The sequence below is a fragment of the Streptomyces sp. NPDC053432 genome (assembly GCF_055585365.1).
In genome coordinates this window covers 123,565-145,500 of the sequence record NZ_JBVJKF010000002.1, presented here as the reverse complement: position 1 = coordinate 145,500, position 21,936 = coordinate 123,565, and the positions used below count along the sequence as shown (strand labels likewise).

The window sequence follows — 21,936 nt, the reverse complement described above, 5'->3', positions numbered from 1 at the left end:
TTAGGGGAATCTCAAGATCGCGCCCATCCGGTTCCGCGGGCCCGGAGCGGTCCTATGCTCGCGTCAGCCGAGTGGCCCTCGGCGCCCGGGCGTGACGCCCCGGCGATGCGACGGGCCGCCGGCTTCACCGATCCGGGAGGCGTTCCGGCCTTCCCGCAGTCCGAACCGTGCCTTGGGGTGCTTCGCCATGAGTTCTCGCATACTCCGACCCGCTCTCGTCACCGCCGCCATGGTCGCCGTCGGGCTGACCGCGGCGTGCGGGCCCTCCTCCCAGCCCGCGGGAGCCTCGGCGCCGGCCGCGGCGGGTCAGCCGTCGGACGCCCTCGCCACCGACGGCACGGCCCCGGCCTCCGCGTCCGCGTCCCCCTCCCCGAGCACCTCGGCCTCCCCGTCGCCGTCGGCCAGTGCCCCGGCCGGCACGTCGCCGAGCCCCTCGCGCGCCCAGACCCAGGCCGCCGCGCCCAAGCCCTCCCGCACGTCAGCCGCGGCGGCCCCGGCGAAGGTCCCCGGCCCCGGCTACGACAGTTCGGCCGATGCGCAGCAGCTGATCAACGCCGCCCTGGCCTCGGCCAAGGCCGACGGGAGGATGGTGCTGCTCGACTTCGGCGCCAACTGGTGCGGCAACTGCAAGGCGGCCGACAAGGTGTTCGGCCAGTCGCAGACGGCGGCGCTCCTCGGTGCCTCCTACCACCTCGTCAAGATCGACATCGGCGGCAGCAGCTCCGCCAACTCCGCGCTGCTGCGCAAGTACAGCCCCTCGGGCGGCACTTACAAGATGCCCGTCCTGGTCGTCGTCAGCCCGTCCGGAACGGTGAAGGTCGACACCCACGCCACCGGCAACCCCAGCCTCACCTCGGAGGGGATCAACTCCTTCCTGCGCCAGTGGGCGTCATGAGAAGAACCGTTCTGCGGCCCGCCGCCCTCGCGGTCGGCGGGCTGGCCGTGGCGGCCGCGGGGTGTCTCTTCGCGGCCACCGGGAGCGGTGCACACTCCGGCGGGACCGACGGCGGCGGCGCGCTCGGCGCCGCCGCCGCGGCCGGGGTCGTAGCGCCCGGCGCCAGGCCGGCCGCCCCCGCCCTGGCGGGCGAGGACCTGGACGGAAAGCCGGTCAGCCTGGACGGGTTCCACGGCCAGGTCGTCGTGCTCAACGTCTGGGGGTCCTGGTGCGGACCGTGCCGGGCGGAGGCCGACGACCTCGCGCGGCTCGGCGAGCGGACCAGGGCCCAGGGGGTCCGCTTCCTCGGGATCAACACCCGTGACCGGGACCGCGCGGCAGCGCGGTCCTTCGTACGCGCCCACGGCATCGGGTTCCCCAGCCTCCACGATCCCGGCGGCGAGCTCCTGCTCCGCTTCCCACCCGCGCTCCTCAACCCGCAGACCATCCCCTCGACCCTCGTGATCGACCGCCGCGGACGCATCGCCGTCAGCATCGGGGGCGCGGTCACCGACGAGGAACTGGGGCCGCTGGTCGCGCGCGTGGCTCAGGAGGCGCCATGACGGCCCCCACGGGCGTGACCCTCGCCGCCGCGGACGCGCCGTCCCTGCTCCACGGGACACTGGCCGTCGCCGGCCCCGTGGCGTTCTTCGCGGGGCTCGTCTCCTTCCTCTCGCCGTGCGTACTGCCGCTCGTGCCGGGCTACCTCAGCTACGTCACGAGCCTGTCGGTCGCCGACCTGGCGGACGCCCGAGGCGGGCAGCGCAGCCGGATGGCGGCCGGGGCGGCCCTGTTCGTCCTCGGATTCACGGCCGTCCTCGTCTCCGGGGGCGCCCTGTTCGGATACTTCGGCCGTGCGCTGCTCGCCCACCAGGACGTGGTCACCCAGGTGCTCGGCGTCTTCACCGTGCTGATGGGGCTGTCCTTCATGGGACTCCTGCCCGGCTTCACGCAGCGGGAGTTCCGCAGCCACCGGCGGCCCGTGCTCGGCCTGGCGGGCGCGCCCCTCCTGGGCGCGGTGTTCGCGGTCGGGTGGACGCCGTGCATCGGCCCGACGCTGGCCGCCGTACAGGCGCTGGCCTGGAGCGAGGCGAGCGCGGCACGCGGCGCCCTGCTGATGGCGGCCTACTGCCTCGGGCTGGGCCTGCCCTTCGTACTGGCCGCGCTGGCCTTCCGCCGGGCCCTGGGCGCCTTCGGCCTGGTCAAACGCCACTACCAGTGGGTCCTGCGGCTCGGCGGCGGGATGCTCGTGCTCGTCGGCGTGCTGCTGGCCACCGGAGTGTGGAACGACCTCGTCTACCGGCTGCAGTTGTGGAGCGCCGACTTCACCGCGGCCCTTTAGGACCCCCCTTCTTCAACCGAACGCGCAGAGGCAGATCCACCGATGAACATTTCCGAGTACCTCCGGCACTCCCGCAAGGCCCGGATCGCGGCCGCCCTGATCCCCCTGGCCGCCCTCGCGGCCTGCGGCGGGCAGCCCTCGAAGGCCGGCGGCGCCGCCGCGCCCACGACGCGCTTCACCGAGAACGGGGTCACCGTCACGCTCACGGTCTCCGAGTGGCACGCCCCGAACGGCACCCTGACCGCGGTCTTCACCCCCGAGGAGAAGGGGTTCCACCTCTACAGCACCGACCTGCCGGCCGCCGGGATCGAGGGCGTGGGCCGGCCGACCGCGGTGGACGTCACCGGGGCCCTGCGGGCGGACGGCAAGCTCAAGGCCTCGGCCGACGTACGGACCATCAGCGTGCCCGGCGTCGAGGCCCCGGTCCCCGTCTACCCCGACGGGCCCGTCACCACCACGCTGCCCATCCGCGCGGACGGCAACGGCGAGGCGACGGTACTGCTCGGCTACGCGAGCTGCAGTTCCGAGGAGGGCTGCACCATCCCCGTCTCCGACCGCCCCGTACACCTGCACGTCACCGACGACGGCCCTGCCTTCGGTGCCCGGTAGGAACGGCCGTTCACCTAAGGTGTGCGCATGCCGAGCGTCCTGGTCGTGGAAGACGACCCCAGCATCCGCCAGTCCCTCATAGAGGTCCTGGCGGAACACGGGTATGCCGTACGCAGCGTGGGCGACGGGTTCGGCGCCCTGCGGGAGGTCACCCAGACGCCCGTCGACGCGGTCGTCCTCGACCTGGGGCTGCCCGACCTGGACGGAGGGGACGCACTGCGCATGATCCGGGGCATATCCTCCGTCCCCGTCATCGTGGCCACCGCCCGCGACGACGAGACGGAAATCATCCGCATCCTCAACGCGGGCGCCGACGACTACCTCGTCAAGCCCTTCTCCGGGGGACAGCTCATCGCCCGCCTCACCGCCGTCCTGCGGCGCACCGGCCACGTCCCCTCCGGCCGTGCCGCACCGCACGCCCCGCAGGGTGCGTGGCCCGCCCCGGCCGCCGAACCGCTGCGCGCCGCCGTCGTAGGCGAGTTGGTGGTCGACCCCGGAGCGCGCACCGCCCACCTCGCCGGCCGGGAGCTCCGCCTCACCCGCCGCGAGTTCGACCTTCTGGCCTTCCTCGCCCACCACAGCGGGCAGGTCGTCTCCAAACGGCGCCTGCTGACCGAGGTCTGGCGCGAGCCGTACGTGGACGACCAGACCGTCGACGTGCACCTGTCGTCCCTGCGCCGCAAGCTCGGCGAACGGGCGGCGACCCCGCGCTACCTGCTGACCGTCCGCGGCGTCGGCATCAAGCTGGTGGAGCCGAGGTGAGGCGCTCCCTGGCCGGGGTGGCACTGGCCGTCACCTCCATGGTCGCCCTCTCCTTCCTCATACCGCTGGCGGCCCTGGTGATGTCGCTGGTCAAGGAGCAGAGCGTCACCGCGGCCGAGCAGCGGGCCGCCGCCCTGGCCCCCGTACTGACGCTGACGACGGACCCGGACGCCCTGCGGGAATCCGCCGCGAGCCTCGACGCGACCGACCGCCTCGTCGTGCACCTGCCGGACGCCCCCGCCCTCGGCACCTCCCGGGCCCCCGCCGCCCTGCTCGAACGGGCCGAGCGGGGGCGCGAGTCCATCTCGCAGGCGGTCCCCGGCGGCTGGATCTGCCTGCAGCCCGTGGTGCTGCCCGGCGACCGGGTCGCCGTCGTCGAGAACTTCGTCCCGGAACAGGAGCTGACCCGCGGGGTCAAGGCCTCCTGGGCGGTCATGCTGCTCCTCGCCGTGGGTCTGGTCGGCGGTTCCGTGCTGGTCGCCGACCGCCTCGGCGCCAAGGTCGTCCGGTCCTCCAAGCGGCTCGCCCACGCCTCCCACGCGCTGGGACAGGGCAATCTGGACGCCCGCGTGGAACCCATGGGACCCAGGGAACTGCGCGACGCGGGCCTCGCCTTCAACGCCATGGCCCACCGGATGACCGAACTGCTCGCCGTCGAACGCGAACTGGTCGCCGACCTGTCCCACCGGCTGCGCACCCCCCTGACCGCCCTGCACCTGGCATCGGAACGGATGGGCGGCTCCCTGGAGTCGGCCAGGGTCGAGGCGGCGGTCTGCGAGCTGGAGACCGAACTCCAGGCCATCATCGCGGCGGCGCGCACCCCCCTCTCCGTGGGCCCGATGGGCCAGGGCCTGCTCGGTACGGAAGCGGGCGCGGGCCATCCCACCACGGGCGCGGCAGCGTCCGGACCCCGCTGCGAGGCGGCCGAGGTCGTCCGCCGCCGGACCGCCTTCTGGGCGGTCCTGGCCGAGCAGCAGGACCGGCCCTGCACCCTCGACATCACCCAGGAGCCCACGCCCGTCGCCCTGTCCGACGACGACCTCGCCGCCGTGGTGGACGCGCTCATCGGCAACGTCTTCCGGCACACCCCCTCCGGCACCCCCTTCGGCGTCCGCGTCGTGCGCACCGCCCTCGCCGTGGAACTGGTCGTGGAGGACGCCGGTCCGGGCATCCCCGAACCGGACCGGGCCCTCTCCCGCGGGAGCAGCACGGGATCCTCCGGCCTCGGCCTCGACATCGCCCGCCGGGCGGCGGCGGTCACGGGCGGCTCGACGCAGATCACCCGCGGCCCCCGCGGGGGCGCGCACATCTCCGTGTCCTTCGAACTCGCCACCGCCGTGCCGGCCGGGCGCGGGCCGCGCAGCTCCCGGCGGCGCACGGGCTGGCGGCGCGGCCGCTCAGACTAGGCGGACGGGGCCGCCCGCGAGGTCCACGTGCAGGCCGTCGGCTTCGACGCGTACGGACGTGGCCATCAGCCCCAGCGGGTACTCCTTCGGCGCTCCCGGCCCCGCACCGAACGCGCCGTCCCCCGCCCCGAGCCGGCCGGCCGGGACCGGCCGGCCGAACAGGGTGAGCCCGTCGACGGCGAGGGTGACCCTGCCGTCGGCGAGTACGGGACGCAGCGTCAGCTGCCCGGCGCCGCCCGGGCCCACGGAGGCGATCACGGTGCCCCGCGCCGGATCCGTGGTGACCGCGCCCACCGGTACGGAGGGCGCGGCGGCGCGGATGGCGGCCGCGACGGACGCGGTGGGAGCGGTCACCCAGGCGTGGCAGGCGCCGACGGTGGACTCCCCGCCGAGGCGGACGTCGTCGAGCCGCGCCCGGACCCGGAGGTGGTCGAGCCTCCCTGCGCCCGCGTCGTCACTGCTGACGTCGAGCCGGGGGATGCGTTCGCGCAGCAGTCCCCACAGGAGCCAGCCGCCGTCCGCACCGACCTCCACGTCCTCGCCGAGCGCGGGCGCCCCCGCGGCGACCCGGTCCCGGACCAGGCTGCGGGCGGTGAACTCGGCCGCTGCCGCGCCGAGAACGGTCACCAGGACCAGGGCCGCCGCGACGGTGAGGGCGAGGCGGCGGCGCAGCACCGCCCGGATCTTCGCCGTCCGCCGCTTCACCGGCGGTCACCCCCGGCGGGTTCCAGGACAGGGGCGGGCGCCGGCGCGGCCGGGGTGGCCGGCCCCTCCGGGTCGAGATGCGGAAGGAGACGGTCCAGCCACCCGGGGATCCACCAGTTGGCGCGCCCGAACAGGTACATGGACGCCGGTACGAGGAGCAGCCGGACCACGGTGGCGTCGATGATCACGCTGACGCCCAGACCCAGCGCCAGCATCTTGACGGCGACGTTCGTGGAGAGCAGGAACGCCAGGAACACACTCGTCATGATCAGTGCCGCGCAGGTGATGACGCGGGCCGTGGCTGCGAGGCCGGTGGCCACGGCGAGGTGGTTGTCCTTCCCGTGCAGCCAGGTCTCGCGGATCCGGGAGAGCAGGAACACCTCGTAGTCCATGGAGAGTCCGAAGACGATCGCGAACATCATCATCGGCACGTACGACTCGACGGGCACCTTCTCGGTGACCCCGAGCAGCGCACCGCCCCAGCCCCACTGGAAGACCGCGACGACCACGCCGTAGGCGGCGGCGATCGAGAACAGGTTGAGCACGGCGGCCTTGAGGGCGATGAGCGGGCTGCGGAAGACGGTGAGCAGCAGCAGGAACGCGGCGGCGACCACCACCCCGATGATCAGGGGCAGTTTGGCGGCGAGGGTGTCGGTGAAGGTCTGCGCGGAGGCCGCGCCGCCGGTGACGTAGCCGGTGGCCCCGGTGCCCGCCAGCGCCCGCGGCAGGGTCTCGTCCTGCACGGTGCGGATCAGCTCGCCGGTGGCCGCGTCCTGCGGGCCTGTCCCGGGGATGACCGTGGTGATGAGCAGGACGTGGTCGGGGCTGGCGACGGGAGCCGTCACGGAGGCGACCCCGGGGACGGCCTCCAGACCGCCGCGCAGCGAGGCGGCGAGCTCCCGGCGCTGCGCCTCGTCGGCGACCTGCCGGCTGTCGAGCTGCGTGACGACGGTGAGGGGGCCGTTGGCGCCCGGGCCGAAGCCCTCGGTGATCAGGTCGTAGGCACGGCGGTCGGTGCGGGCGGCGGACTGCGCACCGGCGTCGACGTGCCCGAGCCGCATCGAGGCGAACGGCACCGCCAGCACGGCGAGCACCAGCATGCCGCAGGCCAGGAACACCCAGGGGCGGCGGCTGACCAGGACGGCCCAGCGGTGCCACACGTCCGACTCGCCGGTGGGCTCGGTGACGGGGGTGCGCACGCGGAAGCGGTCGATACGGTGCCCGAGCAGGCCCAGCAGCGCCGGAGTCAGCGTCACGGACGCGGCGGCGGCCACGACGACGCTGAGCCCGGCCGCGACACCGAGCGAACCGATGAAGCCCACGCCGGACACGCACAGCCCGGCCAGGGCCATGGCGACCGTGGCCGCGGCCACCAGCACGGCGCGGCCGCTGGTGGCGACCGTACGCCCGACCGCCTCGGCGGGATCGGCTCCGGCCTGCAGCAGGGCCCGGTGGCGGGTGGCGAGGAACAGCGCGTAGTCGATGCCGACGCCCAGGCCCATCATCGACGCCAGGGTCGGGGCCGCCTGCCCGAAGTCGAAGTGCCCGGCGAGCAGTCCGAGACCGGCCAGGCTGACGGCGAGTCCGAGCACGGCCGTCACCAGCGGCAGTCCGGTGGCGGCGACGCTCCCGAAGCCGATCAGCAGCACGAGCACGGCGACGGCCAGGCCGATGGCCTCCGAGGCGCGGTCCGCGGACTTCGGCGTGGCCAGCTGCCCGAGCGGGGCACCGTACTCGACGGTGACGCCGTCGGCGCGCAGCGGCTCGACGGCCTCGTCCACCCCGGCGAGGTACGAGGAGCCGAAGGAGGCGGGATTGCCGTCGAAGCGGACGGTCACCTGCGCGATGTCGCCCTTCGCGGACACCGCGCCGGGGGTGGAGAGCGGATCGGACACGGACAGGACGTCCGGCAGGCGGCCCAGGTCGCCGACCGCCGATTCGATCGCGGCGCGGTGCCCCGTGACGGACCCCTGGTCCGACCGGAGCACGATGGGGGCGGCCGTCCCGCCGGAACCGGTGGTGTGGGCCTGGAGCAGGTCGGCCCCGGTCTGGGTACGGGTCCCGGGCAGCGAGAAGCCGTCGGCGAAGGCGCCGCCCCACGCGCGGCTCGCCAGTCCGAGGCCGACGAGGAGCAGCACCCACAGGGCGACGACGCGCCAGGCGTGCCGTGCGCACCAGCGCCCGCTGCGGTGGAGGAGGCCGGGACGTACGGCCGATGGAGAGTTCATGGGCCCCACTGTGCGCGGCGCCGGTAAGGGGAACGTTGGCGCAATGTTCGGGGAATGTACGGGCTCACGGTCCCGGCGGGGTCCCCTCACCGCTCCCTGGCGCGGGCGGGAGGGCGACGGTGAAGCAGGCCCCGCCCTCCGGGCCGTGCCCCTCGACGCCGAGGGTGCCGCCGAGGCGGCCGGTCAGCCGGCGGGCGATGGCCAGCCCCAGACCACTGCCGACGGGGCGGCTGCCCCGGTAGCGCTCGTGCAGGGCCCCGGGATCGAAGGCGACGCGTACGTCGTCCTCGGTCAGACCGGGCCCGCCGTCGCGGACCTGCACCTCGGCCCCGCCGCCGGCCGCCGCCCGTACGGCGAGGACCAGGGGCGCTCCCTCCGGTGCGACCCGCAGGGCGTTCTGTACGAGGCCGTCGACCACCTGGCGCACCCGGAAGGCGTCCGTGTCGACGACGACGGCCCCCTCGGGCCGCTCCAGGCGCAGCCCGACACCGTGGCGTGCGCAGGGGCCCTCCCAGAAGGCGGCGGCCTCGGCGAGGACCATGCCGAGATCGGCCGGGGCCACGTCGAGGCGGAACTCGTCCGCCTCCAGCCGGGCCAGGTCCAGCAGATCGCCCAGGAACCGGTCCAGACGGCGGGTCTCGTCGGCCAGGATCCCGCCGACCTCGGGCACCCGGTCCGGTTCGATCAGCCCGTCGGCGAGTGCCTCGGCGTAGCCCCGCACCGCGGTCAGCGGAGTGCGCAGCTCGTGGGAGACGGACAGCAGGAACTCCCGCTGCCGGTTCTCGCTGCGCGCCAGCGCCCCGTCCAGCACGTTCAGGGCGCGCCCGATGTCCGCCGCCTCCCGGGGGCCGTCCACCGGGGCCGGGACGCCCCGTTCGCCGTCGGCCAGCCGGTGCGCGATCTGCGCGGCCGTCACCAGCGGGCGGGCGATACGGCGGGCCAGGAGCGCTCCGGCCAGCGCCGCGCCGACCATGCCGGCGATCAGCGGGACCACCACGTTGCGGCGGATCCGGCTCGTGTTGTCGGTGACGACCGTGTACGGCTCGGTCAGCACCACCGCGCCCCCGCGCACCCCCGGCTGCCCCACCAGCAGGACCTCGCGGCCGGCCAGGATGCCCGTCGTGGAGACCGGCTTCCCGGCCAGCAGCGCCGATTTCGACACCCGGTCGACGGCCGGGCCGGCGCTGCCGCTCACCGTGCCGTCCGGGGCGATCACCGCGAGCTGCACCTCGTTCGGCCCGCCGAGCACCTGCGCGCCGTGGAACAGCGCCTCGGACAGGGCCGGCAGCCGGCTCAGCACGGCCGCCTGACGCGTCAGGCGGTCCCGTTCGCGCTGCTCCGCACCGTGCGCCGCCGTCTGCCAGGCGATCAGCCCGGTCAGCGCCACCGCGAGCGCCGCCACCACCGTGGTCAGCACCACGATGTTCCGTGCGAGGGAGCCCCGGTGCCGCTCGTCGGGGAGGGAGGCGTTCACGCGCCGGGAGCCGTCGCGCTGTACCCGACGCCCCGGACCGTACGGATCGGGCTCGCGTCGCCGAGCTTGGCGCGCAGCTGCGAGACGAACACGTCGACCATCCGGGTGTCGCGGTAGCCGGCGTACCCCCACACCTGACTGAGCAGCTGCTCACGGGTGAAGACCTGCCCCACGTGCGTCAGCAGGTGTTCGAGCAGGTTGAACTCCGTGGCGGTGAGCTCGACCGGCTCGCCGTCGCGCCGCACGGTGCGGCTGACCGGGTCCAGGCCGAGCCGCCCGACCGGCTCCGGCGCCCGGCCCGGAGGGCCCGCCGCCCGGCGCAGTACGGTCTTCACCCGGGCGACCAGCTCGCGCGGCGAGAACGGCTTCGTCAGGTAGTCGTCCGCGCCCAGTTCGAGGCCGAGGATCCGGTCGGCCTCCTCCCCGCGCGCGGTCACCAGCAGCACCGGCGTCCAGTCGCCCGCGTCGCGCAGCGCACGGCAGAAGGCGATGCCGTCCATGCCCGGCAGGCCGATGTCCAGCACGATCGCCACCGGCCGCATCCGGCGCGCGGCCGCCAGCCCGTCGGCCCCGTCCGCCTCGACGTGGACACCGAAACCCTCGCGCGCCAGGTACAGCCGCTGGACATCGGAGATGTGGCGCTCGTCCTCGACGATCAGCACGAGGCCCTTGGACTGCGTCATCACTGCCTCTCACGCCTGACGGAACCCGTCGATGCTAGCCGCACCGGACCGGCCCGTGTCCGTGGGCACCGTGCTGCGTGCGATCCGGGCCAGGACCGCGGCGTGACCCCGTCCCCGCCGGGTTTCGCGGGACCGGAGCCGGGCAGCCGCCTCGCGGGGGTCCGGAACGGGAGGAGGTCCACGATGGACGAGCAGGGCGGAGCAGGAGGGGTACCGCTGCACGACGAGGATGAGCAGGCCCGGCACCGCAAGCCGCACGTCGACCGCCGGGACGACCGGCGCACGGCGGCCGCCGACACGGACGAGGCCAGCCGCCTCGACCGCCCGCAGCAGGCCGAGGAGGAGGACGGGCAGGGGACGCGCTGGGTGGGCCCGAAGCACGGCTGAACCGGGCGGGACCGCGCACCACCACCCCGGCCCCGGGCCCCTGCGCCCGGGGCCGGGTGCGGGCTGCCCACCGTACGTACACGGGATGCGGGGTGATCACCTGGACCGCGCGGCCGGGGCCGTGCCTGCGGCGGGGTGAGCGCATGCGGGGTTAGGCTCGAATCCGGCCACGAAAGAGGTGATGCGCATGTGTCGCTGGCTGGCCTTCTACGGCTCGCCGGTGCTCCTCGACACCCTGCTGTACCGCCCGGAGCACTCGTTGATCAACCAGAGCCTGCGCGCCCGGATGGGCGTGGAATCCACGAACGGCGACGGCTTCGGAATCGGCTGGTACACCGCGGACGGAGACAGGACACCGGCGATCTTCCGGGACGTGGGACCCGCCTGGAACAACCGCAACCTGCAGGAACTCGCGGCGCACGTGCGCTCGCCCCTCTTCTTCGCCCACGTGCGCGCCTCGACGGGCTCGGCCATCCAGCAGACCAACTGCCATCCGTTCCGCCACGGCCGGTGGCTGTGGATGCACAACGGCGCCATCTCGGAGTTCGAGCGGCTGCAGCGTGACCTGTACATGGCGGTCGACCCGGCGCTGTTCCCGTCCATCGAGGGCTCCACCGACTCGGAGGTGATGTTCTACCTCGCGGTCACCTTCGGGCTGGACCAGGACGTTCCGGGCGCGGTCGCCAGGATGGCGGGCCTCGTGGAGCGGCTCGGCGCCCAGCACGGCGTCGCCGACCCCCTGCAGATGACGGTGGCGGTCAGCGACGGCACCCGCGTATGGGCCTTCCGGTACTCGAGCCAGGGCAAGACGCGGTCCTTGTTCTACAGCAGCAAGGCCGAGACCGTACGGCGTCTGTACCCGGAACTGGACTACCTGAACAACGTGTCGGACTCCTCCCGCATCGTCGTCTCCGAGCCGCTGGGAGACCTGCCCGGTGTCTGGAACGAGCTCCCCGAAGCCAGTTACGCGGTCATCCCGTCGGACTCCGGGGACGACTACTTCCCCTTCGTCCCCGAGGTTGCCTGAACCGCCGGGACCGCACCGCGATCATGAGGGAGGAAGACCGTGATCGTCGACTGCGCACACTACCGGGACGGGCGTCGCCAGCACGAGGGCGCGATGCCGCTGGAGGAGGCGGCCGCGCGCTGCGGGACGGGCGGATTCGTCTGGCTGGGCGTCTTCGAACCGGGCCCCGAGGAGCTGGCCCGCGTACGGGAGGTCTTCGGGCTGCACGAACTCGCGGTCGAGGACGCCACGGCCTACCACCTGCGGCCCAAGGCCGAGCAGTACGAGGACGGCACCGAGCTGATCATCCTGCGCACGGCACGCTACGACGACGAACGCGAGGAGATCGACACCGGCGAGATCAGCGTCTTCCTCGCCGAACACTTCGTGATCACCGTGCGCCAGGGCATCGCGAGTGAGCTGCACGGTGCCCGCAGCCGGCTCGAAAGCCGCCCCGAACTGCTGAAGACCGGCAGTGCCTCGACGCTGTGGGCCATCCTCGACCAGGTCGTGGACAGCTACGCACCGGTCGTCGGGGAGCTCGAACGCGACATCGAGCAGATCGAGGCCACGGTGTTCTCCGGAGCGGTCGCCCCGACCGAGCGGATCTACTCCCTGCGCCGCGAGGCCACCGACTTCTACCGGGCCGTGCACCCCCTGCTCGCCGTGCTCGCGCGGCGCCTGCAGCCGGGCAGGTCACCGTCCGCGCTGCTCCCCTACTTCCGTGACGTCCACGACCACCTGCTGCTGGTCAACGAGGAGGTCGCGGCGCAGCGCGACCTCCTGACCACCGTGCTGGAGGCGAACATCGCGGTGATCTCCGTCGAGCAGAACAAGATCAACCTCCGGCAGAGCGCCACGATGGAGCGGCTCACCGTCCTCGCGTCGGTCTTCCTGCCGCTGTCCTTCGTGGTCGGGTTCTTCGGGCAGAACTTCGCCTGGCTGGTCGGCCACATCAGCAGCTTCACGGCGTTCCTCGTCTTCACGCTCGCCGGACTGCTGCTGCCCTGTCTGCTGCTGTACCTCTGGTTGCGCCGGCGACGCCGCCATCCCGGGCAGCTGATGCCCGAGCCCACGGGTCCGCCCCGGAGCCGGGCGGGAACCTACGGTCCTTCGTCGTAGGTCCCCGCCTCGATCTCGAGGGCGAGTTCCTGGAGCACCTCGATCGCCGAGACGTCCGTCCGCCCGTTGTCGTGCGCGATGGCGAGGCTGGTGAACGCCAGGCTGAATCCGGAGACCATGGTGTGCAGCGCCGGGCCGAGGGCCGCGGCCACCAGCGTCGCCACCTGCTGCGGGGACGCGTCGGCCGGGACGCTGATCGAGGGCAGCATCTCGTTCAGGAGCGTCGTGGCCACTCCGGGGGCCGCCGCGAGGTCGGCGTCGTGGCCGTCGGCGTCCTCTCCGGTCTCGGCGGCCCGGCGGATCTCCTGGGCCTCGGTGAGGATGCCGATCACTCGCTTGAGTACCTCTGCGCGTTCCATCCTGTGGAGCGTAGCCCCGGATCCGGGCACACGGGGCCACGTCGCACACGAAGTCCTGCCGGGTCCCGGCCGGTTACCGGGTGGTGCCGCCGCCGGCGAGGGGCCACTCCCGGTTCAGGGCGCCGAGCGGGATGCGGCGTTCGAGGACCGGCGTACCGAAGAGGGAGAGCTGGAGGTGGAGCTGCCCGCTCAGGTCGAAGCCTCCGTACAGGGCCCACGCGCCGGACACCGAGGCCTTGCCGTCGGTGGAGGCGGCCGCCTTCGCGTCGGCCTCGCCGCGCAGGTAGGGGGCGAAGTCGGCGCTGACGCCGACGGCTCCGTACAGACCGACGGATGCTTCCGCGCCGAGGGCGCCCTTGACCCGCCCGGCGGCGGTGACGGACGCCTTGACCGGCGAGCTCTTCACGGCCGAGGTGCTGACCGGGGTCCAGCCCTTGCCCGCCGCGTAGCCGCCGCCGACCCGGAAGTCGCCCTTGACGTCCTGTTCCACGTCGAGGGTCACCCGGCCGTCGGCCTCCACCTGGACGTAGCAGGTCAGGCTCAGGTTGACGACGACGGGTACGGGGCCGACCTGGATCACGGGAGCGCTGCGGAGCGTGGCGAAGGGGATCCGCTTGGGCGCCCCCGTGCTCGCCGCGGCGCGGCCCTTCAGCTCCCACCGGGAGGCCCAGTCACCGCTCATCCCGAGGAAGGCGGAGTGCGGGCCCGCGGCGCCGCCCGGCGTGCCGTCGTACGCGAACTCCACCTTGGGGGCGAGCTGTACGAAGCCCGACACGGAGGCGCCGGCCGAGGCGGGCGCGCCCTCGGCGGTGTCCACGGCCGCGTTCACGTCGAGGCGCAGGCTGCCGAGGGGCAGTTCCGCACCCTTGGGCCCGAACCGTGCGCCCTGGCCCTTGGCCCAGGAGAAGGTGACGCCCTTCATCAGCGGCTCGACGGTCACCGAGGCCGGGTCGACCGGGACCTTGCCGTCGGCCTTGTCCTCCTTGAGGACGGCGGCCAGCGTGGTGGGGGCGGTCTTCACCTCGATGCCGCGGTCGTTCTTCCCGACGACCTCGGTGACCTTCGCGAGCAGGCCGTCGGGGGCGCCGGGGGCCGGTGCGCTGGCGATGACGTCGTCCACCGCCACGGGGCTCGGCGAGGCGGTGTGCTCCTGGGGGGTGGGCGCTATGACGGCGCGCCCGCTCGCCCTGTCGTAGGAGGCGACCTTGAGGGCGGACTTCTCGGGCCGGCCCTGGCCCGCACGGGCGCGGGCCACGGCCGTCGGCGCGGCGGACCCCTCGGGCGCGGCGGCGACGTCGAGCTGTCCGGAGCCGGCGGCCGCGGACGCGGAGGCGGCGGGGTTCTTCGGCTGGTCGGCGGAACCGGTGTGGGTGGGGGAGGAGCAGGCGGTGGCGGTGAGCGCCAGTGTCGTCAGACAGGGGAGCAGGAGGCGTCGGGCGAGCGTGCGCACGTCGGGGTGACCTTCGGATCGTGGGGGAGGAAGAAGCGTTACTCGCAGGTAACGTCCGAATGATCATGCCATGTGCACCCAACGGCGGTCACCGCGGGATCCGGCCAACTCACCTGCGGTGCACACTTGTTGAAGATTCATCCACGTGGCGCGGTGCCGGGGGCCTGGGTGCCCGCGCGGGCGTGACGTGCGCGCCGGGCACGGTGCGCCCAGGATGAGGGGACCGGAGACAAGGAGCGGAGCATGACCAGTCCGGCCGAGCGGTCCCGACGCGGCCGCGCCGTCCGCAAGAGCGTCAGCCGTGCGTCGCACGGCCAGTGGACCGCGTCGCCCGACCGCCCCGACCCCGTCGAGGTGCTGCGCAGGCAGGCGGCCGGCCGGGTCCCGGAACTGCTCCCGATCCGCTACGGCCGGATGGCGGCCTCCCCCTTCGCGTTCCTGCGCGGCGCGGCCGCGGTCATGGCGGCGGACCTGGCCGCCCAGCCGGACACGGGGCTGACCGTCCAGCTGTGCGGGGACGCCCACCTGCTCAACTTCGGGGTGTTCGCCTCCCCCGAGCGGGCCCTGCTCTTCGACCTCAACGACTTCGACGAGACCCTGCCCGGCCCCTTCGAATGGGACGTGAAACGGCTCGCCGCGAGCGTCGCGGTGGCCGCACGCCAGAACGGCCACGGCGACGACTGGGCACGGGAATCGGCCCTCTCGGCGGCCCGCACCTACCGGGAGACCATCAGGGAACTCGCCGGACAGGGCGAGCTGGACGTCTGGTACCACCGGATCGACACCGCCGATCTGCTGCCCCTCATCCGCAAGCCCAAGCTGCGCGGCCGCTTCGAGGCCGGCCTCGCGCGCGCCCGTACCCGCACCAGCCTGCGCGCCCTGGAGAAGCTGACCGAGGTCCGCGACGGCGGCCGGCGCATCATCCACGACCCGCCCCTGCTGGAACCGATCGGCCCGGCCGACGCACGGACCGTCGGCGAGATCTTCGCCGAGTACCGCGGAACGCTCCCCGAGGAGCGCCGACTGCTCCTGGACCGCTACCGGCTGGTCGACGTGGCGCGCAAGGTCGTCGGCGTCGGAAGCGTGGGGACCCGCTGCCACATCGTGCTGCTCACCGGCCGCGACGACGACGACCCGCTCTTCCTGCAGATCAAGGAGGCCGGGCCGTCGGTCCTGCAGGACCACCTCCCGCCCGGCGGCCACGACCACCACGGTCACCGCGTCGTCGCCGGCCAGCGGCTCCTGCAGGCCACGGGGGACATCTTCCTCGGCTGGACGACCGGCCCCGAAGGACGCCACTTCTACGGCCGCCAGCTGCGCGACATGAAGGGATCGGCCGACGTCGCGACCATGTCCCGGGCCGTACTCGGCCAGTACGCCGGGCTGTGCGGGCGGGCGCTGGCGCGCGCCCACGCACGCTCCGGCGATCGCATCGCCATCGCGGGATACCTGGGCAACGCCGACACCTTCGACCGGGCCGTCGCCGGCTTCGCGCTGCGCTACGCCGACCGGACCGGCGCGGATCACGCCCTGCTGACCGCCGCGGTCGCCGACGGCTCCGTCACGGCCGTCGCCGGCGTCTGAGCCGATGCGAAAGCCGTGCCGTCCAGGGTCCAGTGCGGGTCGGGCGTGATGCCGAGGGCGGTGTACACGTGGGCGGCGACATCGGCGTGGCGGAGGGCCGGCGGGACCGTGGCGGGGGACAGGCCGGGGCCGCACGCGGCGATCCAGGCCGTGCGCTCCAGCGGGCTGCGTCCCCCGTGACCCCCTTCGTCGCGGTGGCCGTGGTCCGTCACCACGATGACCGTCCACCGCTCGCCCGCGTGGCCGGGCCGACCGCGTACGGCGGCCAGCAGCCGGCCGAGACGCCGGTCCGCCGCCTCGATCGATCGGCGGTAGGCGGGGCCGCAGCCCCGGAAGTGGGCGGTCTCGTCGACCGCGCCCAGATAGACGAAGCCGGCGTGCAGCTCCTCGTCCAGACCGAGGAGGTGTTCCGCGTCGGCGGTCACCCGCTCGTCCGCCTCCTCCCACGCCTCCGGGGTGTCCGCGCGGGGCGCGACGTACCCGAGCCGCGTGGGCGCGGTGAAGAGCGGCCCGCCCTGCCGGGCGAGGAACAGCGGCTCCCAGCCCCCGACGGCGAAGGTGCGCCGCCCGCAGTCGGCGGCGAGGCGGGTCGTGAAGTCGGGGAACAGGTCGAGCCGGTTGCCGTCGAGGCGGTTGCCCCACACCCCGTGCTTGGCGACGCCGACCCCGGTGACGATCGTGGCCCAGCACGGACCCGACATCGTGGGGGTGCCCGCGTCCACCTCGACGGGGGCCAGGAAACCGGCCCGGGCGATCGAGTCCAGTTGGGGGGTGTCGACTTCGGGCAGCAGGTCGAGGCGAACCCCGTCGATGCCGACCACCAGTACGCGGGCGGTGTTACGTGCGGTGTCGTCCATGGGCCGGTCCAGAGGTGTCGTGGGCGGGTGGGAAGAGGGGGCGGCGCGCGGGAGGCGTACGGCTCAGGGGGCGACCCGGCGGAGCCGGATGAGGCTGCTGGCGTGGTCGCCCTCGGGAAGCCGCGGATCGATGCCGTGGCGGACCAGCACAGCGCCGCTGTGCACCCGGCCCAGGTCCTCGTCCGCGTACCGCGCCCCGGGATCGAGGGCGGGCAGCCGCACCGGGGCGGCCGGATGGCCGAAGCGGGCCGTGGGACGCCATACGAGGACCACGTGCTCGGAGTCGTCCGGCGCCGCGTAGTGCACGGCGGTCACGGGGCCCGTCGCCGGGGCGAGCCGGTAAAGGTGCCCCCGCTGGACGAGCGGGCGGATCCGCTTGTACTGGTCCACGAGCCCGGCGGCCTCGGCGAGCTCCGCCTCGCTCCAGCCCGTCAGGTCCCCGCCGAGCCCCAGGGCCCCGGCCATGGCGACATGGAAGCGGAACCGCAGCGGGGTGCGCCGGCCGGTGGCGCCGTTGGGGCTGTCGGTGACCCAGGCGGCCATCGCCTGGGCGGGGAAGAGCTGGCCGAACCCGTGCTGGATGCCGATGCGGTCCACCGGGTCGGTGTTGTCGGAGGTCCAGGCCTGGTCGGTGCGGGCGAGCATGCCGAGGTCGACGCGCCCGCCGCCGCCCGCGCACGCCTCGATGCGCAGACCGGGATGGGAGGCACGGAGCCGGTCCATGATCCGGTGGACCGCCCGGGTGTGGTCGATCCACAGCCGGTCCGGGTCCGGATGGCCGTCCCAGCCGGCCTCGGTGAAGGCCCGGTTGGCGTCCCACTTGAGCCAGTCGACGTGGTACTCGCGCACGAGCCGGTCGAGCGTCTCCCCGGCCCACGCCTCGACCTCGGGCCGCCCGAAGTTCAGCACCAGCTGATGACGGAGTTCGGTCGCGTCGAGCCGGGGCGAGTGGACGACCCACTCGGGACGGGCGCGGAACAGCTCGCTGTCCCGGTTGACCATTTCGGGCTCCACCCACAGCCCGAACGCCATCCCCAGCCGGTGCACCTCGTCGGCCAGGGGTCGCAGCCCCCGGGGGAAGGCCTCCGGCCGGGGGGTCCAGTCGCCGAGCCCGGACCGGTCGTCGCGGCGGGAGCCGAACCATCCGTCGTCCAGGACGAAGAGCTCCGCGCCGAGGCCCGCGGCCAGCCGGGCCAGTCGCATCTGGCCGGCCTCGCCGACGTCGAACCCGGTGGCCTCCCACGAGTTGTAGAGGACCGGCCGGTCCCGGCCGGGCTCCGGCAGCACGTGCTCGCGTACGTAGTGGTGCCAGGCACGGCTGGCCGTCCCGAAGCCGTGCGGGGTGTAGAGGCCCGCGTACACCGGAGTGCTGAGGCTCTGGCCCGGACGCAGGGTCCAGCGGGTGCCCTCGTGCCCGAAGCCGCCGGTCCAGGTGGTGCGGCCGACCGGATCGCGGTGGACGGTGACGCGCCAGCTACCGCTCCAGGCGAGGGCCGTGCTCCACACCTCGCCCGACTCCTCCGTCGCGGTGCCCTCGTCGACGGCGAGCCAGGGCGAGGCGTGGTGGCCGGTGAGCCCCCGACGGCTCGTCAGCACGGTTTCGGCGACGGGCAGTCGGTCGCGCTGGAGCTGGAACTCGCTGTTCCAGCCGCCGACCAGATGACTGAGCCGGTAGTCGGTCAGCGGGGGAGCGGTCCAGGCGGCCGAGTCGAGCCGCTCCACGGTCACCGGGTCCTCCGCGGTCCCGGTGTGGGTCAGTTCCGTCCAGCGCTCGATGACATCGGTGCCGGGCCGGACGCGGTAGCAGAGTTCGGCGCGCAGCGGGCGGCGCCGGTCCTCCAGACGGAGGCGCAGCTCACCGCCCTCCACGCGGTGGCCGGCGAAGCGCCACTGGGCGCCCCGGGTGCCGTCGGAGAAGCGGACCTGGAGGCCGGCCGGCCCGAACCGCGCCCCGGTCTGCGGCGCGAGTTCGTCGGCGGCCGCATCGGCCTCGAAGCTGCTCGCGGCGGGGGAGACCGCCTCCGGCAGCGCGCAGACCGCCGCGGTGTCGAGCGGTGCGCCCCAGTACACGTGCCGGGGGCTGCCGTCGGCGCCGACGCGGAGGGCATACACGCTGTTCGGCGTGCGCAGGACCGCGAGGCCCGGGACGGGATCGAAGGTGACGAGCGGAAGCGTGGCGAGCACGGATGGGGCCCCTGACATGCGGAGAGGAACAGGCAGCGATCCAGGCGGAGTTGGGCCCAGAGCGTAGGGCGGCCCTCACTCGTAAATCAATACTGGAAGAAGTTATTTATTTGCTCTACGTTTCACCCGTGTTCCGACAACAAGCCCAGCCTCTGGTCAGTGCACCCGCCGAGACCGCGGTCCTCGCCCTGCTCCTCGCGGAGGGACCGCTCAGCAGAGTGGAACTGGCCCGGCGCACCGGGCTCTCCTCGACGGCCGTCACCAAGGCGGCCAGACCGCTCATCGACGACGGCTACCTGTACGAACTCCCCCCGGAGCGCACGGCACCGGGCGCCGGACGGCCGGTGAACCCGCTCGCCGTCGCCGCCGACCGGGAGTACTTCGTCGGCCTGAAGATCAGCTCCGACCAGGTCTTCGGCGCCGTATGCGATCTGCGGGCCGGTATCAGGACCACCGCCGTCCGGCACCTCGACGTGTGCGCCCCGGACGTCGTCGCCACCCTCGTCGGGGAGCTGGTCGACGAACTCCTCGACTCCGAACCGGCGTTCCGCGAACGCACCCGCCACCTCGGCGTCGCCGTGAACGGGGACGTGGACCGGGACAGCGGCCGGCTGCGCCACTCCGGCCTGCTCGGCTGGCGCGACGTCCCGCTCACCGAACTGCTCGCCGCCTCCACGGGCCTGGCGGTCACCGTCGAGAACGACGTCAGGGCCCTGACCGTCGCCGAGCACTGGTTCGGCGAGGGCATCGGCACCGGCTACTTCGCGCTGGTCACCATCGGCGCGGGCATCGGCTCCGCGCTCGTCGTCAACGGGCACCTGCTCCGGGGCGCCCACGGAGTCGCGGGCGAGGTCGGGCACATCTGCGTCGACCCGGCCGGTCCGCGCTGCCGCTGCGGCGCACGCGGCTGCGTCGAGGCGATCGCCTCGACGGGCGCCATCGTCGAAGCGGTCCGCCGGTCCACCGGGAACCCCCGCCTGACCTTCGACGAGGCCGTCCGCATGGCCCGCGAAGGCCTGCCCGCGGCACGCGAGGCCTTCACCCGCGCCGGCGAGGCCATCGGGGTCGGCATCGCCGCACTGGTCAACCTCGTCGGCCCCGAACGGGTCGTCGTCAGCGGCGAAGGGGTCGACACCTACGACCTCTTCGGCGGCCACATCCAGGACGCGTACGCCGCACACGCCTTCGGCGCCGCCTCCCGGTGCCCCCTGTCGCTGCGCCCGCTGCCGTGGCAGGAGTGGGCCCGCGGCGGCGCCGCGGTGGCCATCCAGGCCCTCTTCCCGCAGCCCGCCGCCCCCTCCACGCTCGGCGCCGGCTGACGGGCACGGCACCCCGCGCCCGCAGCCGTCGCGCACGACCCCTCGACCGCTGCCCCCCGCCCCCCGCCCCCGACCCCCGCCCGCCTCCGCCGCACGCACGGCCGGGGCGGGGCGGGCGGCCGGGGAGCACAGCACGTCCGCTCCGCACCCCCAGCACCCGCACCCCTCACAGAAGGACATGCGACATGAGCGCACGCAGACCCGAGCTCAGCCGACGCGGATTCCTCACCGGATCGCTGCTCGTCGCCGCCGGAACGGTCCTGACCACCGCCTGCAGCACCGACCCCACCGGCGGTTCCGCCTCCGGCGCCAAGACCACCCTCAACGTCTGGTACCACGCCTACGGCGAGGCCGGGACCCAGCAGGCGGTGCTCCGCTACGCCACCGCCTTCACCAAGGCCAACCCGGACATAGCCGTAAAGGTGACCTGGGTGCCCGGCGACTACGCCGCCAAGGTCAACGCGACCCTGCTCACCGACTCGGCGCCCGACGTCTTCGAGATCGGCGACTTCAGCGAGGCCCTCGCCCGCCGCGGCCAGATCGCCGCGCTCGACGACGTGTACGGCAGCACCAGGAGCGACTTCAACACCAATGCCGTGGACTCGGTGACCGTCGACGGCAAGCTCTACGGCGTCAAGATGATCGACGACGTCATGATGCTCTACTACCGCAGGAGCACGCTGTCCAAGGCCGGGATCACCCCGCCCGCCACCTTCGACGACCTCGTCGCCGCCGCGAAGGCCCTGACCACCGACAAGAACAAGGGCCTGTTCGTCGGCAACGACGGCCTCGGCGACTCCCCGAGCATCGCCGCCTTCTCCAACGGCAGCGACCTCGTGACCCGTGAGGGGAAGGTGGCCTTCGGATCCGCCCAGGCCCTCGAAGCGCTGACCGGGCTCAAGCGCCTGCACGACGAAGACTCCCTGCTCCTCGGGTTCACCACGGACTGGTGGGACCCCGCCGCCTTCACCCAGGGCGTCGTACCGATGCAGTGGGGCGGCCTGTGGTCGATGCCCGCCGTCTCCGCCGCGCTCGGCGACGACTTCGGCGTGCTGCCGTGGCCCGCCTTCAAGGCGGGCGCGGCTCCCGTCGTACGCGTCGGCGGCTGGACCAGCTGCGTCAACGCCAAGGGCAGGAACGTGGACGCCGCCAAGAAGTTCGTCCAGTGGCTGTGGGTCGGCCAGAGCGACCTGCAGAAGGACTTCGCCGAGAGCTACGGATTCCACGTCCCGCCGCGCACGTCCGTGGCGGCCTCCGCCCAGAAGCTCGCCGCGGGCACGGCCAAGGAGACCGTGGAGCTGGCGGCGAAGTACGGGAAGCACTACCCGGGGACCTGGGACACCGCCGTCAGCAGCACGTTCAACGCCGCCGCGGCGAAGATCACCGCCGGGCAGGGGGATCCGTCGGCCCTCCTGGCCGAAGCCGCGAAGAAGGCGCAGAGCGAGATCGACAAGCAGCTCGGCCGGTGAAACGGATGCAGGCGGTGACTCCACCGGTCGGCGCCCCGCCGGCACCCGAGCGAGCG

At 73.8% G+C, this 21,936-nt stretch carries 20 protein-coding genes; 12 read left to right on the top strand and 8 right to left on the bottom strand.

The window, feature by feature from the left end; translation table 11 throughout:
- Positions 1-187: 187 nt before the first annotated feature.
- The 6 genes from ACZ6Y1_RS03705 to ACZ6Y1_RS03680 are packed head-to-tail and all read left to right on the top strand — an operon-like array spanning position 188 to position 5,053.
- Positions 188-895: a thioredoxin family protein gene (locus tag ACZ6Y1_RS03705; protein WP_469622200.1), complete on the top strand. Its 708-nt coding sequence runs from the start codon at positions 188-190 to the stop codon at positions 893-895.
- Entirely contained in the window at positions 892-1,497 is a 606-nt protein-coding gene (locus tag ACZ6Y1_RS03700) for a TlpA disulfide reductase family protein (protein ID WP_469622197.1), read from the top strand. Before ACZ6Y1_RS03705 ends, ACZ6Y1_RS03700 begins: the two co-directional genes overlap by 4 nt.
- Positions 1,494-2,276, top strand: coding sequence for a cytochrome c biogenesis CcdA family protein (locus tag ACZ6Y1_RS03695; RefSeq protein WP_469622192.1), 783 nt, complete (start codon positions 1,494-1,496; stop codon positions 2,274-2,276). Before ACZ6Y1_RS03700 ends, ACZ6Y1_RS03695 begins: the two co-directional genes overlap by 4 nt.
- A gap of 42 nt (positions 2,277-2,318) precedes the next feature.
- Positions 2,319-2,885, top strand: coding sequence for a hypothetical protein (locus ACZ6Y1_RS03690; RefSeq protein WP_469622189.1), 567 nt, complete (start codon positions 2,319-2,321; stop codon positions 2,883-2,885).
- 27 nt (positions 2,886-2,912) lie between these two features.
- Positions 2,913-3,647, top strand: a complete 735-nt coding sequence (locus ACZ6Y1_RS03685) for a response regulator transcription factor (RefSeq protein ID WP_469622186.1) — start codon at positions 2,913-2,915, stop codon at positions 3,645-3,647.
- Positions 3,644-5,053, top strand: a complete 1,410-nt coding sequence (locus ACZ6Y1_RS03680) for a sensor histidine kinase (RefSeq protein WP_469622183.1) — start codon at positions 3,644-3,646, stop codon at positions 5,051-5,053. Before ACZ6Y1_RS03685 ends, ACZ6Y1_RS03680 begins: the two co-directional genes overlap by 4 nt.
- Here ACZ6Y1_RS03680 and ACZ6Y1_RS03675 read toward each other — a convergent pair.
- From ACZ6Y1_RS03675 to ACZ6Y1_RS03660, 4 genes are all read right to left on the bottom strand, one after another.
- Positions 5,045-5,758, bottom strand: a complete 714-nt coding sequence (locus tag ACZ6Y1_RS03675; protein ID WP_469622179.1) for an LmeA family phospholipid-binding protein — start codon at positions 5,756-5,758, stop codon at positions 5,045-5,047. The two genes, ACZ6Y1_RS03680 and ACZ6Y1_RS03675, sit on opposite strands and share 9 nt — an antisense overlap.
- Entirely contained in the window at positions 5,755-7,986 is a 2,232-nt protein-coding gene (locus tag ACZ6Y1_RS03670) for an MMPL family transporter (protein ID WP_469622176.1), read from the bottom strand. The genes ACZ6Y1_RS03675 and ACZ6Y1_RS03670 overlap by 4 nt, the downstream gene beginning before the upstream one ends.
- A gap of 64 nt (positions 7,987-8,050) precedes the next feature.
- Entirely contained in the window at positions 8,051-9,460 is a 1,410-nt protein-coding gene (locus tag ACZ6Y1_RS03665) for a HAMP domain-containing sensor histidine kinase (RefSeq protein ID WP_469622173.1), read from the bottom strand.
- Positions 9,457-10,143: a response regulator transcription factor gene (locus ACZ6Y1_RS03660; RefSeq protein ID WP_469622168.1), complete on the bottom strand. Its 687-nt coding sequence runs from the start codon at positions 10,141-10,143 to the stop codon at positions 9,457-9,459. Before ACZ6Y1_RS03660 ends, ACZ6Y1_RS03665 begins: the two co-directional genes overlap by 4 nt.
- Positions 10,144-10,326: 183 nt before the next feature.
- Here ACZ6Y1_RS03660 and ACZ6Y1_RS03655 point away from each other — a divergent pair, with 183 nt between their 5' ends.
- The 3 genes from ACZ6Y1_RS03655 (at position 10,327) to ACZ6Y1_RS03645 (ending at position 12,658) form a co-directional block, all read left to right on the top strand.
- Complete coding sequence (locus tag ACZ6Y1_RS03655) at positions 10,327-10,530, top strand: hypothetical protein (RefSeq protein ID WP_469622165.1); 204 nt, start codon at positions 10,327-10,329, stop codon at positions 10,528-10,530.
- Positions 10,531-10,717: 187 nt separating this feature from the next.
- Positions 10,718-11,557, top strand: coding sequence for a class II glutamine amidotransferase (locus ACZ6Y1_RS03650; protein ID WP_469622161.1), 840 nt, complete (start codon positions 10,718-10,720; stop codon positions 11,555-11,557).
- Positions 11,558-11,596: 39 nt separating this feature from the next.
- Positions 11,597-12,658, top strand: a complete 1,062-nt coding sequence (locus tag ACZ6Y1_RS03645) for a magnesium and cobalt transport protein CorA (protein ID WP_469622158.1) — start codon at positions 11,597-11,599, stop codon at positions 12,656-12,658.
- On the opposite strand, the gene ACZ6Y1_RS03640 is transcribed toward ACZ6Y1_RS03645, so the two are convergent.
- On the bottom strand, positions 12,640-13,017 hold the full coding sequence (locus ACZ6Y1_RS03640) for a hypothetical protein (protein ID WP_469622155.1): 378 nt from the start codon (positions 13,015-13,017) through the stop codon (positions 12,640-12,642). The genes ACZ6Y1_RS03645 and ACZ6Y1_RS03640 overlap by 19 nt on opposite strands.
- A 73-nt stretch (positions 13,018-13,090) precedes the next feature.
- On the bottom strand, positions 13,091-14,467 hold the full coding sequence (locus ACZ6Y1_RS03635; protein ID WP_469622151.1) for a hypothetical protein: 1,377 nt from the start codon (positions 14,465-14,467) through the stop codon (positions 13,091-13,093).
- Between the two features lie 243 nt (positions 14,468-14,710).
- On the opposite strand from ACZ6Y1_RS03635, the gene ACZ6Y1_RS03630 reads away from it, so the two are divergent.
- On the top strand, positions 14,711-16,051 hold the full coding sequence (locus ACZ6Y1_RS03630; RefSeq protein ID WP_469622148.1) for a DUF2252 domain-containing protein: 1,341 nt from the start codon (positions 14,711-14,713) through the stop codon (positions 16,049-16,051).
- On the opposite strand, the gene ACZ6Y1_RS03625 is transcribed toward ACZ6Y1_RS03630, so the two are convergent.
- Positions 15,991-16,908, bottom strand: coding sequence for an alkaline phosphatase family protein (locus tag ACZ6Y1_RS03625; RefSeq protein ID WP_469622145.1), 918 nt, complete (start codon positions 16,906-16,908; stop codon positions 15,991-15,993). The two genes, ACZ6Y1_RS03630 and ACZ6Y1_RS03625, sit on opposite strands and share 61 nt — an antisense overlap.
- A gap of 63 nt (positions 16,909-16,971) precedes the next feature.
- The gene (locus ACZ6Y1_RS03620) at positions 16,972-19,092 is read right to left on the bottom strand and encodes an alpha-galactosidase (RefSeq protein ID WP_469622140.1); all 2,121 of its coding nucleotides are present in this window, start codon (positions 19,090-19,092) and stop codon (positions 16,972-16,974) included.
- Positions 19,093-19,220: 128 nt separating this feature from the next.
- On the opposite strand from ACZ6Y1_RS03620, the gene ACZ6Y1_RS03615 reads away from it, so the two are divergent.
- Both ACZ6Y1_RS03615 and ACZ6Y1_RS03610 read left to right on the top strand, forming a co-directional pair.
- Positions 19,221-20,411 carry an ROK family protein gene (locus tag ACZ6Y1_RS03615; protein ID WP_469622135.1) on the top strand — a complete coding sequence of 397 codons (1,191 nt, stop codon included), beginning with the start codon at positions 19,221-19,223 and terminating at the stop codon, positions 20,409-20,411.
- Between the two features lie 185 nt (positions 20,412-20,596).
- On the top strand, positions 20,597-21,880 hold the full coding sequence (locus tag ACZ6Y1_RS03610; protein ID WP_469622132.1) for an ABC transporter substrate-binding protein: 1,284 nt from the start codon (positions 20,597-20,599) through the stop codon (positions 21,878-21,880).
- The last annotated feature ends 56 nt before the right edge of the window (positions 21,881-21,936 follow it).